The sequence below is a fragment of the Algimonas arctica genome, from assembly GCF_014652695.1.
Classification (GTDB): Bacteria; Pseudomonadota; Alphaproteobacteria; order Caulobacterales; family Maricaulaceae; genus Litorimonas; species Litorimonas arctica.
This window is the reverse complement of the sequence record NZ_BMZH01000010.1, coordinates 35,591-52,223: the sequence shown is the minus strand read 5'-3', so window position 1 is coordinate 52,223 and position 16,633 is coordinate 35,591. Positions and strand designations below refer to the sequence as shown.

Sequence of the window (16,633 nt, the reverse complement as noted above, 5' to 3'; positions counted from 1 at the left end):
CAGAGAAATTATGCGGCGTTTTGTGCGTCTTTTGATGACCAGGCATTCGCCTTAAAGGCCGCATCAAGCGGGGTGCTGGCGACATGGTTGGTGTAGTTTGACAAGACTTTAAATGCCGTGCCGAGAATGACTTCAAGAACTTGTTGTTGGCCATAACCGGCTGCGAAAAAGGCATCGAGATCGGCCTGTGTCGGCCAACCGCGTGTCTCGTTCATGACTTGTGCGAAGGTGCGCAGAGCTTCTAGTTTCGAGTCTGCGATGGATGTGCCCGAACGGAGACTCTCGATCACGTCTGCCGGAACGCCGGCGCCTTGGCTGATCGATGTATGCGCAGCCATACAATATTCACAACCATTCAGACGGTTGTTGGTCATCAAAACGATCTGCTGTTCAGTCGCGGAAAAGCTGCTTTTGCTCAACAGGTCGCCCAGCTGCGTATAGGCGCTGAGCAAAGATGGGGCTTCTGCCATCGTTGCGTACAGGTTTGGGACAAACCCAACGGAGGCTTTGGCGCCTTTAAGGATTGGGCGGGCGGCTTCGGGGGCGGTGTCGACAGTGTGGCGAGTAAATTCAGTCATTTCATAATCTCTGTTTTTAGGCCTGTGATTAAGGCAATATGATTTAGGACCGTGTGGTCTATTTGTTATATGGAACGTTCGGTTCAGTTATTCCAATCACGACATTTCACAGAGGCGTGAGGGCGTGAGTTTCATCGGTCCCATGATCCCGAACGCAGACCATAGACGGTGGGGTTTTGGGCCAGTACCGTTTGTAAAAGAGGAGATACATCATGGCCGTAGAAGACGCCTCATCCGACACATTCAAAATCACGCGGGACCCCGATACCCCCGGTATTGTCGTGATGACCATGTCGCGCCCCGCCGCGATGAACAGCTTTAACATCGCGCAGTTCCACACCATGCTCAAAGGGTTCGAGGCGCTCGGCGCGGACACGTCAGTGCGTTGCGCCGTCTTGACGGGCGAAGGCCGCGCCTTTTGTGCGGGGGCCGATATTTCTGACGGATTTGGGTCATCTGGTTTTTATAAAGACGTTGAAATTATTGATGGCGTACCGCGCGATACGGGCGGGCAGCTCAACTTGGCGATCTCCCGCGTGAACGTTCCGATCATCGCGGCAATGAACGGATCGGCCGTGGGGATCGGCCTGACCATGACCTTGCCCTGCGATATTCGCATCGCGGCACGCAAAGCGAAATACGCCTTTCCTTTTACGCGACGCGGGATTGTATTTGATGGAGCGGCCAGTTTCTTCCTGCCCAAGTTGGTCGGGTTTTCTAAGGCAACGCAATGGTCGCTGACGGGGAACTACATTGATCCTGATGACGGGTTGCAATCGGGCTTATTCTCGGAATTGCACGATAATGCGGACGTTTTGCCCCGTGCGATGGAACTCGCGCGCGATATTGCCATCAATTGTTCGCCCGAAGCGGTGGCACAAAATAAACGACTGCTACGCGCGACCATGCTTGGTCACGGGGTGCTGGCTGGAGGGCCGTTCGCAGCGCATCAGGAAGAGAGCGCCTTACTCGAAAAGGCGTTCGTGTCCCCGGATTGCGAAGAAGGCGTGCGCGCGTTCCTTGAGAAGCGCGAGCCAAAGTTCGCAAACCGCAAGACCTTATAGGGATCAATGCGACACATGACGAGATCGCAGGCGGACCAATGGGCGAAATCCCGGGTAAAGGGCCGCTGGCACTTTGTGTTTTTCAATGGTGTGTTGGTTTGGGGCGGAACGTCAGCGCTTATCCTATCGACTTTTTTGTCATTTTTAAACGATCAGGACTTTGCGCGTACTTTTATGCTTGCGGCCCCCCTGTCGATGGTGGGCGGATTTATTTGGGGGTTAATGGCTTGGCGTATGACCGAAACTCGTTACAATAAATTTCAAGCCACTCAGGACGAGACCTCATGACCACCCTTCAGACGTTTGACCGCCGCGCCCTTTTGATATCGTTTTCCGCCCTGCCGCTCGTCGCTTGCGAAACGCTTGATCCCGCGTTGATCGAAAGTGTTTTAGGCGCGGGGGCCCTCTCGCAGAGCGAAGCAGCGATGGGAATTCGCGCGGCGCTGGATAATGGCATCGGCAATGCGCTCAGCAACTTAGGCCAAGTGAACGGCTACTTTAGCAACCCGACCGTAAAAATTCCTTTGCCGGGCGTGCTAGAGGATGTGCGGTCATATCTCGCTCCCTTCGGGGCGGACGGGTTGTTGGTAGAACTAGAACAACAGCTCAATCGCGGCGCTGAAAAAGCGGCTCCGGCGGCCCGCAATATTTTCATAGACGCTGTACGCGGTCTGACCATCCAAGACGCGATCAACATTGTGCGCGGTCCCGACACCGCCGCGACGGATTACTTGCGGGAGCGGACGACTGACAGTCTGACGACGCTGTTCGCACCGATTATGCAAGACGCCTTGGCCGATACGGGCGCATTGCGCCTGGTTGATGACGTCGAACGTCAAGTGCCTCTGGGGTTGCTTGGTGGATCCGGCGTTGATTTGAAATCCGATCTTATCGGTCATGGCGTTGACTACGGTCTTCGTGGCGTGTTCCATTTTATCGCTGAAGAAGAAAAGGCGATCCGATCTGACCCGGCTGCGCGGACATCCGCTATCCTAAAGCGAGTGTTCGGTTAAAGCGGTTTAAGTCTGACCGGATATGATCGCGTTAATAAAAATTAACTTTTGCTGGTGAGTTTATTATGATGCTGTGGACCCTGTAAGCTCTGCGGTCTGTTGAAAGACAATCTCAGGGAATTTGCTGTGGGGGCAAATTAGTCGGGGAGGTCTTTTGTGATCAGTCGAATATTTTTCAGACGGCAAACGAAGTCATACAAGACCGGGTCACTGCAAAATTTAATCGCGACATCTGATACTCCCGATTTATGCGCATCCAACACTTTCGTCGCCAGTGCTTTGCGGGCTGCCAAAGACTCCCGAGTTCCGCTCCGCCGTCTTATTTTAAGTGACATCGCTAGCGTCTTATCATGTAGCGCGGACGAGCTTGGTTTCCTGTTTAATGAGCCTGTCATTGCGGCCAATGATAGTGACCCGATGGCGATGCCCGATTACCGGACTAGTCTGCGTGAGGGCCGTCAGGCTTTTAAGATCTAGCTGCCTTGATAGGAGCGCTAAACGGTCGTAATTTTTCGTCTTTCGGACATGATTGCGCCATCGAAGCTCTTCATGCGTGTCACGACTGTTTTCCCAAGAGGCTCTCATGACTGACCCATCGACACTCCCAACGACAAAATCCAAACCGCCCGGCGGCGTCAGCCGTTCACTGGGAACAAAGTTGATCGTCATCCTTGCGCTCGTCGTTCTTATGGCGATTCCCGTCATGTTTATTTCGGCCATTAGTTTCGAGCGGTCCTCGCGCGCCGATGATGTGTCGCGGGAGGTCAGCCAGACGTACGGCGGCGCGCAACAATTGCTCGGCCCCATTCTGGTCGTGCCCTATCGGGAAACATTGGTGAATGGGGGGGTGCGTGAAGGCGATTATATTGTGTCCGCGACAAGTGGTGACGCCGTGTTTGAGGGCATCACCGTCGAAGAAAAAAGCCGGTCACTCTATAAAGTTCCGGTCTATTCCGCGGACGGTCGCCTTCGCGCAGTTTTGCCACCCTTGTCGGAGTTGCCGGCGCAATCGGGGTTAATCTTTGATTTAGATCAAGCGAAAATACTCGTCGGTTTGGCTGATGTCACCGGACTTCAATCAGATGTGATTTTAAGTGACGGAGTAAAAACGCTTACGTTTGAACCCTACTCTTCGCGCTCTGACTTCAACAGTTCGAATGTGGATTTCGCCACAGGGATTGCCACTGAATCGGCGCTGACACAGCCGGGGTACGGCATCATTTATGATCGTTTGGATGTTGAGGGTTTCACTTTACTGTCTGTTCCGGCGAACGAGATCCTGGGGTTAGGCCCGACAGACGTCGAAGCGCGCATGGCCTTTACCGGTGCTAATCGTCTGTCAGTCTCGCCCTATGCTAAGAGCACGCGCCTTCGCGTAAGTTCTGACTGGCCACATCCCGGTTTTGCGGGCCGCTTTCCCCCGGGAGATCGTGATATTTCGGATGTAGGTTTTACGGCTGATTGGTCTGTGCCCTATCTTCGGCGCGGAATGGCGGCCGAAGGGCGGGCTATGGACATGAACGGTCTTGTTCACGGGACTACGGGTCAGATGGAGGTCAATTTCGTTAGTCCGCTCAACCCCTATCAAACGGTCAACCGGGCGCTCAAATATGCCATTCTATTTATCGGTCTCGTTTTTCTGGCTTACTTCCTCATGGAAACCCTATTGGGTGTGAGGGTCCATCCTGCGCAATATCTTCTGATCGGTATCGCACAGGCCGTTTTCTATTTATTGCTGCTCGCGTTTGCCGAACATATCGGTTTCACGCCGGCCTTTATCCTTAGCGCGGTTGCGACCGTGGTCCTGACGGCGGGATATGCGGGGGCTGTGTTTGGCCGTGATTTGATTTGGAAATCCGCTCTCGTGTTCGGCGCTGTCTATGCCTTACTGTTCGTGTTGATGCGGATTCAGGACTTCGCTCTTATGGTCGGGGCACTGATCAGTTTCATTGCGATAGCCGCCACGCTCTACCTGACACGCAATATGGACTGGTATGGCGACAAAATGCCTACTGAATAAGGCGTGAACTGACTAACTAAGCCCTTCGTTTCTTGCGCAGACCTCGCTATAAGGCGGGGTCTACAGGAAAAGGATGTCACATGGTTCAGCTTGCGCTGCCCAAAAATTCACGGATCGGTAAGGGCAAAGTCTTTGCGGCTGATACGTCAGCGGCGAATATCCGCACGTTCAAAATCTATCGCTATGATCCAAGCGACGGCGGTAAGCCGCGCTGGGATAGCTATCAGATTGATTTGGATGACTGCGGCCCGATGGTTCTCGACGCGCTCTTCAAGATCAAAAACGAAATTGATCCGACGCTCGCCTTCCGTCGCTCCTGCCGCGAAGGGGTCTGTGGATCTTGCGCGATGAATATTGGCGGGCGTAATACGCTCGCGTGTACCCGCGCGATTGAAGATGTTGCCGGTGGCGACACCGTGATGATTAGCCCGCTGCCGCACTTGCCCGTCGTCCGCGACCTCGTTCCGGACTTGTCTAATTTTTATAAGCAGTACGCTTCGATTGAACCGTGGCTGCACACGACTGAGGCGGAGCCAAAGGAAGAATTCAAGCAAAGCCCAGATGATCGGGAAAAGCTAGATGGCTACTATGAGTGTATCCTCTGTGCCTCTTGTTCGACCTCTTGCCCATCTTATTGGTGGAACGGCGACCGCTACCTCGGCCCTGCGGCTCTGCTGCAAGCCTATCGTTGGTTAGTGGATAGCCGCGATGATGCCACAACGGCGCGACTGGATGGTTTGGAAGACCCTTTCAAACTCTATCGCTGCCACACCATCATGAATTGCGCGAACGTCTGTCCAAAGGGTTTGAACCCGGCCAAAGCGATTGCGGAAATCAAATCAATGATGGTCGAACGGGCTTAACCCGCATCACATAGCGCAGTCGCCTGATTAGGCGACTTGCGTGTATTCGCTTGTCTCTAAAGCGATTGGAAGCGTGAGGGTGAAGTAGAAGGTCGTTCCTTCACCCGGGTTGCTCATTAATTCGAGCGTACTACCCATAATGTCGGTGAGTTCCCGACAGATAGAAAGTCCTAGACCCGTACCTTTGATCGTCGATATCTTGGCGGAATCTGTTTGTTTGAACCGCTCAAAGACTACCGATTGATCTTCGAGCGCAATCCCGACTCCGGAATCTTGGACATAGAATTGAACCGCAGCAGCCTCAGCGTTGATCCCGGCGAGACGCGCTCCGATTCGCACTCCCCCTGATTGCGTGAACTTCAAGGCATTGCCCACAAGATTACTGATGACCTGCCGGAGGTGAGAATTGTCGCCGATCAGAACGGGTGGAATATTGGGATCGATATCTGTCCCCATCCAGAGTTCCTTTTCTGTGGCTTTGACCGCAAACAGATCGCACACGTCCTGCAGAAGTAAGGCGGGGTTAAAGGGCTCGGCCTTTGTCTGGACCGTACCATCTTCGAGGCGGGCCATTTCCAGCACTTCGTCAATAATTTCCATCAGATTATTCGCGCTGACAGTGATGAGCTGTGCGTAGCGATCCTGAGGGTTTGGGAGCTCAGAGCGCGCCAACAAATCGGAAAGACCAAGAATACCGTGCAAGGGCGTCCGAATTTCGTGGCTCATGGTCGAGAGGAAATTGGTGCGGGCTTGTTCTGCCGACTTGGCTCTAACTAACGCCGCTTCGAGTTCAGTGAGGTTGCGGAAAACAATGGTGGCGATGGCGGTGCAAATACCCCCGACCATGAGAGCCGCTATGGAGGCTTGAACCGTGCGTTGCCACGCCAAGATAGCGTCCACGCCTGTCGGGTTGCTGTCAGCCGTTATCTTATACAAGGCTCCAATCAGAATAAGGCTAGCGATAAGATAGGCCGCAGACACGGCCCGCGTTCCGATGAAGGCGATAAACGCTGCGCCTGAACAGAGTAACGGGACTAAAGCTGTATTGATCCCATAGGGGGGGTGTCCCGGGATTGTTTCGACTGAGGCTGCAACCCCGATACTAATGATAGCGAGCGCAGCATAACCGCCGCCAAAGAAGGTCGGGGATTTCGTGTATCGCAGGGCGAGCGTCATGCCGAGAAAGATGAGGCAACTGATGGTCGCGACATAATGTTGCGAGGTCCAGCTTTTATAAACCACGCTCATTGAAACCATGTTCAACAGTTGTAGACAAAGACAAATAAGGCCTGTGCCATAAACGATACGCGCGCGGATACGGGCCGCAGACCCGGACGATGAGTCAATTCTTAGGAAACGCTCCAAACGCGCGCCGATGGTTTTGATCATCTTGATCATGGCGGGTCCCATAACCGCAAAAACTTTCCCGAAACTGAAGACCACTTAGATTTCGCAATTTTTTATCGAGAAAAGAGTAGCGCTCTAAGTGTTGGACTTAAGCGGCGACCTCTGTGGGTAAGCTCTTGGTTTTCGGCAGCGTTAAGGTGAATGAGAAGGTACTTCCCGCACCAAGCGTGCTGTGAACATCGAGCGTCCCGCCCATCGCCGAGACCAGGTCGTCGCAGATGGCAAGGCCAAGACCTGTCCCATCTACTTTGGTTGACTGCGCGGACGTGCTTTGACCAAACAGTTCAAACACTGTCTGTAAGGCCTCGTCTTCAATGCCAACGCCTGTGTCTTGCACGAAGAATTGAATCACACTGCCGTCGCTGGTTTCGTCCAAACGGCGGGCCCCAAGTCGGATGCCGCCCTTGTTCGTGAATTTAATCGAATTGCTGACGAGGTTACTCATGATTTGCCGCAGGTGAGGTGCGTCTCCCCGTAATGTCTCGGGGAGGCTCTCAAGCCCATGGGTTCCGATCCAAAGACCCTTTTGTTCCGCCAAAGCGGTAAACAAATCGCAGGTTTGTTGCAGAATTTCGGTTGGATTAAAGGGATCGTTGCGGACAGAAATTTCTACTTTGTCTAAGTCGCCGAGGTGATCAGATCGCGCGCGGCCCAGCGACTCGTTGACAATTTCCAATAGGTTGGCCGCGCTCAGGCTAATGATGTTCAGATACGTATTCGTCGTTTCGGCATGCTTATGTTTAGAGAGTAAATCGGAAACAGAAATGATGCCGTTCAAGGGCGTGCGGATTTCGTGGCTCATGGTTGCGAGCAATTCCTTGCGGGCGTCTTCGGCCCTTTTGGCACGGCCAAGAGTGGATTCAAGATTGTTGAGCGCAGAGTAGGTCAGCTGGGACAGGGCCATACTGATGAGGCATATGGCTAGGACGAAAATGCCTAACTGAACCGCTCTAACCTTGCCGATTATATGAAGCTGTGGATCGGTTGTGACGTTTCCGGACAATTGTATCAGAGACACGATCAAAATTGCGGTGGCGATCATATACAAAAGTGTTGTGGCTCTGTTGCCAAGAATGGTCACAAGCACGGCCCCGAAACAAAGGGCCGGAAGGATTGGGGCGTGGATACCGCCGCCGAGCTCGAATGAAGCGAGTGCTTCCGGACTTCTCGTCGCGGCCAGAAAAATAATCCCGATAACCATGGTGCCAAAAAACAAGCCAAAAACCGTTTTTGATTTGGTGTAGCGAAGCAAAAAGATCGCCCCAATGAACACTGAGCAACTCAAAAGAATGAGCGGTCGTTTGAAGGGGACGTCGTTTTGAAACACCATCAGACTGGTGAGACTTATCGCTTGAAGAGCAATGTAGCCCAAAGATGTGTAATAAATGACCCGCGCCCGTAGCCGATCGGCCTCGCTCAGATTCTCTCCGATGCGTAAGAAGCGCTCAAACGCTTGGATAGGCTTTGACCAGGCCGGATTCATGGATCAGGCCTATTCAAAAAGTGTTAAGAGGGCTTTACAGATTTAAAACGGTCGTCCGAAGTCTTGCCGTGGAATCATTGGCATTATCCGGCAAAGTGTCAGGTGCGATAACTTCGCCAAATGTTAGGCGAAACAGTCGGTGCTTTTTGTTCAGCATTTCGCGAAACAAAGTTATGTCGCGTAACTCTGCGTTCAGCCGACTAAAACAATAATAGAGTGCGGAGTTACGGGCCTGAATCCGCAACGGAATGATGGGCACTTTATATTTTCTTGCGACCGTCGCGGCGGAGGTCTCCCACGGCTGATCAACCAGACCGCGCCAACTCATTCGCGCTAATCGCCCGGATGGGAAAATAACGATACATTTTTCCGCCTTGATGGCTTGGCGCATATTCACAAGTGTCTCGCGGGTTTTTGCCAGGCTTCGTTTCTCCATCACCCATTCGACGGGGATGATAATGTCGTCACCCTTCGGAATAACGCGTAACGCGTCAGCATTGGCCAAAAACACATGGTCACGACGACGGTCGCGAATAGCTTGAAACACGGCAAGCCCGTCGGCCAATCCCGTCGGATGATTGGCAATAATAATGCAGGGACCCGTGCGGGGGATATTTTGTAACCCTTCGACCGCGGTTCGGGGCGAGATATGGCGCGCGACCAGACGAAAGGCGTCATGCCCGCTCATGGGCCGGACCGCGTCCGCGAGAAACACCGCAGCATCATAGGCGAGTAACCGATAGAGCAGCGGCCGAACCGCGCGCAAAAGGCGGGGGCGACCGACGAGTTTCGGGGCGCGTTCGCTTATCAATTGTTCGACGATGTGCACGGCCCGCGTCTTGACGCTCAAGGCGCTCATTGGCAAGGGCAGGCCTATGTCCATACCTCCGTTCGGTCCGATCCATGTGCTGTTTCTTTGTACTGGAAATTCTGCTCGAAGTATCCTGTCAGAAGCCCTGTTGAATGATCTGGGCGGGGACCGGTTTCGGGCCTTCAGTGCCGGATCATCGCCGTCCGGGACGCCCCATCCGGACGGCTTGGTGGAATTGCAGCGACGCGGGCATGCCACTCAGGGCTATCGCTCTAAAAGCTGGGATGAATTTTCACGACCCGGCGCGCCCAAAATAGATATCGTCGTAACGGTCTGCGGCAATGCGGCCGCGGAGACCTGCCCCGTTTTCTTTGGCGCTGGGTTGCGCGTTCATTGGGGCGCGCCCGACCCGGCGCATATTGAGGATGACGCGGAACGAAAGCAGGCGTTTGCGGATGTTTACGATCTCTGTCGTGCCCGTATCGAGGCTCTGGTTGCCTTGCCGGACGACGCGCTGTTAGACCGCGCTCAACTACAAGCGATCGCGCCATAAAAAAAGCCGCCTCACGAAGAGGCGGCTTTCCAATTTGAATTTGGCGTAAGCCTAGACTTTTGGCGGGGTCTTACGGCGTGGAGCCGCTTTTTTCGCAACAGTCTTCGTGTCAGATCCACCCATGTCTTTGGGTGGGAACATTTTCTGGAGAACGTCTCCAGCCCATTCGCGGCCGCCTAGACCGAACGCGAGTGCACCCGCGACCGCTGTGCCGATAACGAGAGCTCCAAACGCGGTCGGGATAATGTCGCCAGCCGGGTCTAGTGAGGACAAGCCGAGGAAGACAAAGATCAGGATCGCGACATAACGGAAGAATTCCGCAATGCGGGGGCTGATCATACCGGCCATGATGCGGCTGATAAAGTTGGCCAAGAACACACCGATCATGATGAGAACCGCGGCGCGCAAGAGTTGCCCACCAAAGGCGACGATGTCGTCAAACGTCTCGGAAAGATAATCAACACCGAGAATGCCGAGTGCAGCTGTCAGACCCAAAACAGTGATGATCAGGAATGCCAAGTTACCGGCCACAGACGACGGTTTGAAACGAAGACCTTCGCCATCATCAATCGCCATCAACGTGTTCACAGAGTTATCGAAACCCAATGTCGGCAAGAAGCTCTTCAGGAAGTTGCTGATGAACTTACCGATGAAGATGGCCAAGCCGAGCACGATTGTCGCGCTGAACAACTCAGGAATAAAGTCGAGGAACGATGTCAGCAAACCGCTCAAGGGCCCGGAAATCGCATCAATGTCGAGAACATCCAGTGCGCCAATGGCGAAGAATGAAATGACGATCACGAATAGAAGTGTGCCGAGTGCATTCGACAATGATCCGGTCGACCCTGTTGCCGATGAAACGCCCATGCGGCTCATCAACGTGTCGATCTGCATCGCGCGCAGTGTTGTGGTCACAGCATTCTGTGCAATTTTCGCGATGACATAACCGATACCGAATAGAAGTGCTGCACCAATCAGATTCGGCAAGAACGCAGCAATGTTTCGGAACAAATCATCGATCGGTTGCGCATATTCGCCCAGATTGAGGAAGCCGAGGAAAGGCGGGACAAAGAATAAGAGTGTTAGCCAGAAGCCAGCCCGACCTAAGGCGCTGCCAAGATTGCCACCCGTCGTTTTGGCTTTGGCACCAAAGCGGGTTTTATTGACGACCGTGGTGATGGCTGTTCTTATGATAAAGGCGATGACAACGGCGATGACGGCGGTAATCGCAGCAGCGACCCATCCCGGCATGGTCGCCATAAATTCGTTGATCTGTTCCATGATGTTTTAAGTCCCTGTAATTATCGGCATCTGCCACACAGTAGCTGACGGTACGGCATGAGTTGCCGCTTGATCTTACTATACATTACTGAACGTTAAACGTCACATGAACAGCTTGGTTCCCGTCTTTCGTTGAAATTCGCGAGAAGCGGTTGACGTGTTGGGATCGGTCAAGGAATAGCGCGAGTGTGCAACACCCATCTGACCATGATCAAACCGATGACAATATTCCGCCGATCCGTCGTCCGGTCCTGTTCTATCTAACGGTGACTTTAGCCTTCGGCTTATTAGCAGCGGCCGTCTTGGCGTTGCTCTTATGATAGAGCCGATGGACGAAAATGTGACGGGCGGGGTCAGTCGATGGCTCAATGATAAGATCCTGTCCGGTGCGCTCTCAGAGGATCCGATCCAAGCGCGCGCGGGGCGTGCCTTGGACGAAACGCTCGTTCGCTTGTCGGGGTATGATCCCAAATCTGGGTTTTTTGGCCTGTTCAATCGCGGCCCGGTGCCCAAGGGACTTTACCTTTGGGGCGGTGTGGGGCGCGGTAAATCAATGCTGATGGATGTATTCTTCCGGCTCGCGCCGATTGAACAGAAAAAGCGTGTCCACTTTCACGCGTTCATGATTGATGTGCATGCGCGGATCAATCACTGGCGAAAACTCGATAAAGCCGAGCGGCGGGCGAGCCCGCATCATAAGCGCGGTGACGGCGATGATCCGATTGTGCCCGTGGCGCGATCCCTCGCGAAAGAGGCGACGCTGCTCTGTTTTGACGAATTTCACGTGACCGACATTACGGACGCCATGATCTTGGCACGTTTGTTCGAAGCGCTCTGGGAGGAAGGCGTGGTCGTGGTCGCCACCTCAAACCGATCGCCCAATGACCTCTATAAAAACGGGCTCAACCGCGCGTTGTTTGAGCCGTTCATCCGCATGATGCCGGATCATTTCGTGGTGTTTGACTTTGACGGGCAGACGGATCACCGGCTGCGTCAACTGACCGCGGCGCCCGTTTACTATGCGCCCTTGGGAAAAAGTACAGACACAGAGATGGATGCCGCTTGGTCGCGGATTACGGGGAATGCAAAAATGCGTCCGATGGTTTTGACGGCTCAAGGGCGGGCGCTGACGATAGACCGTACGGGGTCTGGCGCGGCACGGGAAAGTTTCGATAAACTTTGTAATCGGGCGGTCGGGGCCGCGGATTATCTCGCGATCGCGGAAACCTTCCATACGCTCATGTTGGACGGAGTCCCAAAGATGGATCGGGATAGCCGCAATCAGGCAAAACGTTTCGTGTCATTGATAGATGCGCTTTATGAAAACCGCACAAAATTGATCGTCAGCGCGGATGCACAACCCGATGACCTTTACTCAACAGGTGACGGCGCGTTCGAATTTGAACGCACCGCGTCACGGTTGATTGAAATGCGGTCTGAGGATTATTTAGCAAAATCCCGCAAAGTCGGAGACGGTCAGTCCCAATAGGCGGCTTTTTGGTTGGTCCGTCGGGCCTTGCCCCAATCCTTGCCTTTCGGCCGTTTGGTTTTAGGGGATTCTAGGTCAACAGTCTCTATTTCGACGACATCATCGTCGAACATGCGGTTTTTGCGGTGGCGCTTTGACATATCAGTCTCCATCAAAGCCGGTGGAACTATAGGTACTATATAGTGCAATTTTATCGCGCGACACACAATTTTTTGTGACTATTGGCTAACGATCTATCATGCCGCGAACCCGGTGCGGAATGTGTCGATAAAGCGCGCTAAATCCGCTTCGCTAAGGGCATCAATTCCTGCCGCAGCGGCGCGTCCACCCCCGCCAAATTGTGTCGCGATATCAACGGCCGCCCCACTTGATCTGCCGCGGGGCGCGCGGATGGACACACGGTAGCTCGTCCCGTCTTCTAATTCGGTCAAGACGGCAAACCCATGGTCGGGTTCCTCGTCGACCAATGCATTGCCAAATAGGCCACCGATACGGTTCGAGGCCGCGCCAGACGGTAGAGACAGAATTTGGCCCGCCTCTGACACGTCGATTTCACGGGCACTTTGCGCCACATTCCAATCCGCGCGGTGGCCGGACTGGAGTGTCTCGAAAATGGGATGCGCGTCGTCGAGGAATTCAACAGGGTCGTCATACCCCAATAGAATGTCAAACAGCGCGGCAGGATGAATGTGCAAGTCTTCGACCGTCAAACCATATGCGTTGTAATTCACCAGTTCGCCGAGCTCCCGCAACCGTCCCATCGGCAGATCAAGACCGCGCGATGTCGTTATCGCGTCAGCGAGTGTTTGGAAATTATCGCCATAGGCGCCGCATACAGCCCATGCGGCCTTTGCCCCGCGAAGATGCTGATCGATTAAATAGGCCGTGCAGGTTTCTTTCGCGTCATCCGTGATGACGGTGAGGCGGTCGCTTTGGGGCACGGCGCCAGTTTGGTGATGGTCGACGTAAAACACATCGGCCCCATCTTTCAGGACTTGGGTTAACCCGGCCGTATTTTTGGCCATGCTAATATCCAGCGCGGTAACACGGTCGCCCGGTCCGGCCCGACCCGCGATCCGAGAGAAAAGTTTGATGTCGCGTTTAACCCCCGTGATGCGTTCAGCGTTCGGGCGCGGCTCGATTTGTCGGAGTTGCAGCAACGAGAAGATGCCGTCCGCATCTCCATTAAACAGATCAAAATCGGCCATTAGATGCCGCCCCCGTCAGTTACGACATTTTGCGCCTCATCCAACCGATGGCGGGACCGGAGCAGGTCTAGGATCTGCTCTGCGGCTTCGTCTGCGGATGTCTGCGTTGTATCAATGCGAAGGTCTGGGTTTTCCGGCGGTTGATATTCCGAATCGATGCCCGTGAAGTTTTTGATTTCACCCGCCCGCGCGCGTTTGTAGAGGCCCTTCACATCACGGTCTTCGGCCACGGCCAGCGGGGTGTCGATGAAGATTTCGAAGAACTCATCTTCGCCTAAAATGTCGCGCACCATTTGCCGCTCAGCCCGATAGGGGCTGATAAAGCTACACATCACGATCAACCCGGCATTGGACATGAGTTTGGACACTTCGCCAATTCGGCGGATATTCTCGATCCGATCTTCCTTGGTGAAGCCGAGGTCGCGGTTAAGGCCATGCCGGACGTTGTCGCCGTCTAGCGTGTAAGTATGGTGGCCGCGTTCAAACAGTGCCTTATCAACGACGTTGGCAATGGTTGATTTCCCGGACCCCGATAGGCCCGTAAACCAAAGAACGGTCGGCTGTTGGCCCTTTTGTGCGGCGCGGGAGTCGCGTGTCACCACAAGGTCTTGGCGGACGATATTGCGTGCGCGACGGAGCGCAAAATCAAGCATGCCGGCGCCGACTGTGCGATTGGTCAAACGGTCGACAACAATGAACGCGCCCGTGGATCGGTTTTGAACATAAGGATCAAACGGGATCGGTTTGGACAGGGACAGAGTCACAACGCCAATCTCGTTCAGCTCTAACGTCTTGGCGGCGGATTCAGAGAAATCTTCAATATCAATCCGGTGCTTTAGCGCAGTCACGGAGCCGTTGACGGCCGTATTATTGGTTCGAATAATATATTGCCGCCCCGGGAATAGTTTGTCGTCATCCATCCAGATCAAATGGGCTTGGAATTGGTCAGCGACATCCGTCGGATGATCGGTGCTGCAAATCATATCGCCGCGCGAAATATCAATCTCATCTTCCAGTGTCAGCGTGACAGCTTGGTCCTGTCGGGCGTGATCAAGGCTGTCCTTATATAAGACGATGTCTTTGACGCGCGACCGCTTGCCGGAGGGCATCGCAATGATCTCTTGGCCTTTGGAGACTGTGCCGGACGCGATTGTGCCGGAGAACCCCCGAAAGTCGAGGTTCGGGCGATTGACCCACTGAACGGGTAGACGCAGCGGCGCTTCTAAGCTTTCGCGGTCGACATCGACGGTCTCGAGAAACGAGAGAAGGCTCGGGCCTTTATACCAGTCCGCTTTGTCGGACCGCGTCGTGACATTGTCGCCGTCCAGCGCGCTGACAGGGATCGTCATAATGTCTTGGAACGACAGCTGCGAAGCAAACGCGCGAAAGTCGACGTCAATGGCGTTAAACGCGCCTTGGTCGAAATCGACAAGGTCCATCTTGTTTACCGCGACGACGACCTGAGGAATACCCAGCAAACTGGCGATAAAGGCGTGGCGTCGTGTTTGTTCGACGACGCCGTAACGCGCATCAATCAACAAGATCGCAACGTCAGCCGTCGACGCCCCCGTCGCCATATTGCGCGTATATTGAACATGGCCGGGCGTATCGGCGATGATGAATTTACGCTTATCAGTCGAAAAGAAACGGTAGGCGACATCAATGGTGATGCCCTGTTCGCGTTCCGCGGCGAGACCGTCGACCAGCAATGCGAGATCCGGTCGCTCGCCTGTTGTGCCTGACGTTTTAGAATCGCGCTCAATCGCGGCCATCTGATCTTCATAGATCAGTTTGGAATCATACAGCAGACGCCCAATGAGCGTCGATTTGCCATCATCAACGGACCCGCAGGTAAAGACCCGCAGGAAGCTCTTGCGCGCTTGCGCGTCGAGATAGGCTTTGATGTCAGAGGCGATGAGGGGGTCTTGATGGGCCATTAGAAGTAACCCTCTTCTTTTTTCTGTTCCATCGACGCGCCTGAATCTGAGTCAATGACACGGCCTTGGCGTTCGGATGTGGTGGCGAGCAGGGTTTCCTGGATGACTTCGGATAAGGATGTGGCCTGACTTTCGACGGCACCCGTGAGCGGGTAGCAACCGAGTGTGCGGAAGCGGACGGATTTCATCTGCGGCGTCTCGCCCGGATCAAGCGGCATGCGGTCATCATCGACCATGATCAATGCGCCGTCGCGTTCGACCACGGGACGCACCGCGGAAAGATAGAGGTCCGGAATCTGGATGTTCTCACGGTGGATATATTGCCAAATATCGAGCTCCGTCCAATTGGACAGCGGAAACACGCGCATGCTTTCGCCTTTTGTCACGCGGGCATTATAAATGTCCCACAGTTCTGGGCGTTGGTTCTTCGCGTCCCACCGGTGATGTTCACTACGGAAGGAAAAAATCCGTTCCTTGGCGCGGGATTTTTCTTCGTCACGTCGCGCGCCGCCAAAGGCCGCATCATATTTGCCGGCATCGAGCGCCTGTTTCAGCCCTTGCGTCTTGGTGATGTCCGTGTGGACGGCAGACCCGTGGGTGAAGGGCCCGACATTATCGGCAATCGCGTCAGGGTTGATATGGACGATCAACTCCATTCCCGCATCTTTGGCGCGGCGGTCCCGGAACGTGTACATGTCAGTAAACTTCCACCGCGTATCGACGTGCAACAAGGGGAAGGGCGGAGGTGATGGGTAGAACGCCTTGATCGCCAGTTCCAACATGACGGAGCTATCTTTGCCGACAGAGTAGAGCATCACGGGATTATCGCATTGGGCGACGACTTCACGCATGATGTGAATGCTCTCAGCTTCCAATCGGTCCAAGTGTGACATCTCCAAGCCGAGCGGTCCGGCGTGGTCGCGTTC

Annotated in this window: 17 protein-coding genes; 8 read left to right on the top strand and 9 right to left on the bottom strand. The window is 54.2% G+C overall.

What is annotated here, in order from left to right:
• Nucleotides 1-8: 8 nt before the first annotated feature.
• The gene (locus IE105_RS11525; RefSeq protein ID WP_189498611.1) at nt 9-578 is read right to left on the bottom strand and encodes a carboxymuconolactone decarboxylase family protein; all 570 of its coding nucleotides are present in this window, start codon (nt 576-578) and stop codon (nt 9-11) included.
• Nucleotides 579-790: 212 nt separating this feature from the next.
• Here IE105_RS11525 and IE105_RS11520 point away from each other — a divergent pair, with 212 nt between their 5' ends.
• The 5 genes from IE105_RS11520 to IE105_RS11500 all read left to right on the top strand — a co-directional run bounded on the left by IE105_RS11520 (nt 791) and on the right by IE105_RS11500 (nt 5,538).
• The gene (locus IE105_RS11520) at nt 791-1,642 is read left to right on the top strand and encodes an enoyl-CoA hydratase-related protein (RefSeq protein WP_189498609.1); all 852 of its coding nucleotides are present in this window, start codon (nt 791-793) and stop codon (nt 1,640-1,642) included.
• 15 nt (nt 1,643-1,657) lie between these two features.
• Nucleotides 1,658-1,930, top strand: a complete 273-nt coding sequence (locus IE105_RS11515; RefSeq protein WP_189498607.1) for a hypothetical protein — start codon at nt 1,658-1,660, stop codon at nt 1,928-1,930.
• Nucleotides 1,927-2,655, top strand: a complete 729-nt coding sequence (locus IE105_RS11510) for a DUF4197 domain-containing protein (protein ID WP_189498605.1) — start codon at nt 1,927-1,929, stop codon at nt 2,653-2,655. Before IE105_RS11515 ends, IE105_RS11510 begins: the two co-directional genes overlap by 4 nt.
• Nucleotides 2,656-3,238: 583 nt before the next feature.
• Nucleotides 3,239-4,675, top strand: coding sequence for a cell envelope integrity protein CreD (gene creD / locus IE105_RS11505; protein ID WP_189498603.1), 1,437 nt, complete (start codon nt 3,239-3,241; stop codon nt 4,673-4,675).
• 80 nt (nt 4,676-4,755) lie between these two features.
• Complete coding sequence (locus tag IE105_RS11500; protein WP_189498601.1) at nt 4,756-5,538, top strand: succinate dehydrogenase iron-sulfur subunit; 783 nt, start codon at nt 4,756-4,758, stop codon at nt 5,536-5,538.
• A 27-nt stretch (nt 5,539-5,565) separates the two neighbouring features.
• Here IE105_RS11500 and IE105_RS11495 read toward each other — a convergent pair whose 3' ends face one another.
• The 3 genes from IE105_RS11495 to IE105_RS11485 form a co-directional block, all read right to left on the bottom strand.
• Nucleotides 5,566-6,936 carry a sensor histidine kinase gene (locus tag IE105_RS11495; RefSeq protein ID WP_189498599.1) on the bottom strand — a complete coding sequence of 457 codons (1,371 nt, stop codon included), beginning with the start codon at nt 6,934-6,936 and terminating at the stop codon, nt 5,566-5,568.
• Nucleotides 6,937-7,033: 97 nt separating this feature from the next.
• Nucleotides 7,034-8,428, bottom strand: a complete 1,395-nt coding sequence (locus IE105_RS11490) for a sensor histidine kinase (protein WP_189498597.1) — start codon at nt 8,426-8,428, stop codon at nt 7,034-7,036.
• Nucleotides 8,429-8,462: 34 nt separating this feature from the next.
• A complete protein-coding gene (locus IE105_RS11485; protein WP_189498596.1) occupies nt 8,463-9,278 on the bottom strand; it encodes a 1-acyl-sn-glycerol-3-phosphate acyltransferase in 816 nt (271 codons plus the stop codon).
• Nucleotides 9,279-9,303: 25 nt separating this feature from the next.
• Between IE105_RS11485 and IE105_RS11480 the strand changes: the two genes are divergently transcribed.
• Nucleotides 9,304-9,792, top strand: a complete 489-nt coding sequence (locus tag IE105_RS11480; protein WP_189498594.1) for an arsenate reductase ArsC — start codon at nt 9,304-9,306, stop codon at nt 9,790-9,792.
• Between the two features lie 51 nt (nt 9,793-9,843).
• On the opposite strand, the gene IE105_RS11475 is transcribed toward IE105_RS11480, so the two are convergent.
• On the bottom strand, nt 9,844-11,073 hold the full coding sequence (locus IE105_RS11475; protein WP_189498592.1) for a mechanosensitive ion channel: 1,230 nt from the start codon (nt 11,071-11,073) through the stop codon (nt 9,844-9,846).
• A 188-nt stretch (nt 11,074-11,261) separates the two neighbouring features.
• Here IE105_RS11475 and IE105_RS15545 point away from each other — a divergent pair, with 188 nt between their 5' ends.
• Both IE105_RS15545 and zapE read left to right on the top strand, forming a co-directional pair.
• Nucleotides 11,262-11,393, top strand: coding sequence for a hypothetical protein (locus tag IE105_RS15545; RefSeq protein WP_267904685.1), 132 nt, complete (start codon nt 11,262-11,264; stop codon nt 11,391-11,393).
• A complete protein-coding gene (zapE, locus tag IE105_RS11470; protein WP_233354127.1) occupies nt 11,390-12,562 on the top strand; it encodes a cell division protein ZapE in 1,173 nt (390 codons plus the stop codon). The genes IE105_RS15545 and zapE overlap by 4 nt, the downstream gene beginning before the upstream one ends.
• On the opposite strand, the gene IE105_RS11465 is transcribed toward zapE, so the two are convergent.
• The 4 genes from IE105_RS11465 to cysD form a co-directional block, all read right to left on the bottom strand.
• Nucleotides 12,550-12,702 carry a hypothetical protein gene (locus IE105_RS11465; RefSeq protein ID WP_189498590.1) on the bottom strand — a complete coding sequence of 51 codons (153 nt, stop codon included), beginning with the start codon at nt 12,700-12,702 and terminating at the stop codon, nt 12,550-12,552. The genes zapE and IE105_RS11465 overlap by 13 nt on opposite strands.
• Before the next feature lie 96 nt (nt 12,703-12,798).
• The gene (locus tag IE105_RS11460; RefSeq protein WP_189498588.1) at nt 12,799-13,770 is read right to left on the bottom strand and encodes a DHH family phosphoesterase; all 972 of its coding nucleotides are present in this window, start codon (nt 13,768-13,770) and stop codon (nt 12,799-12,801) included.
• The gene (cysN, locus tag IE105_RS11455) at nt 13,770-15,707 is read right to left on the bottom strand and encodes a sulfate adenylyltransferase subunit CysN (protein WP_189498586.1); all 1,938 of its coding nucleotides are present in this window, start codon (nt 15,705-15,707) and stop codon (nt 13,770-13,772) included. The genes IE105_RS11460 and cysN overlap by 1 nt, the downstream gene beginning before the upstream one ends.
• Nucleotides 15,707-16,600 carry a sulfate adenylyltransferase subunit CysD gene (gene cysD / locus IE105_RS11450; RefSeq protein ID WP_189498739.1) on the bottom strand — a complete coding sequence of 298 codons (894 nt, stop codon included), beginning with the start codon at nt 16,598-16,600 and terminating at the stop codon, nt 15,707-15,709. The genes cysN and cysD overlap by 1 nt, the downstream gene beginning before the upstream one ends.
• Nucleotides 16,601-16,633 lie beyond the last annotated feature (33 nt).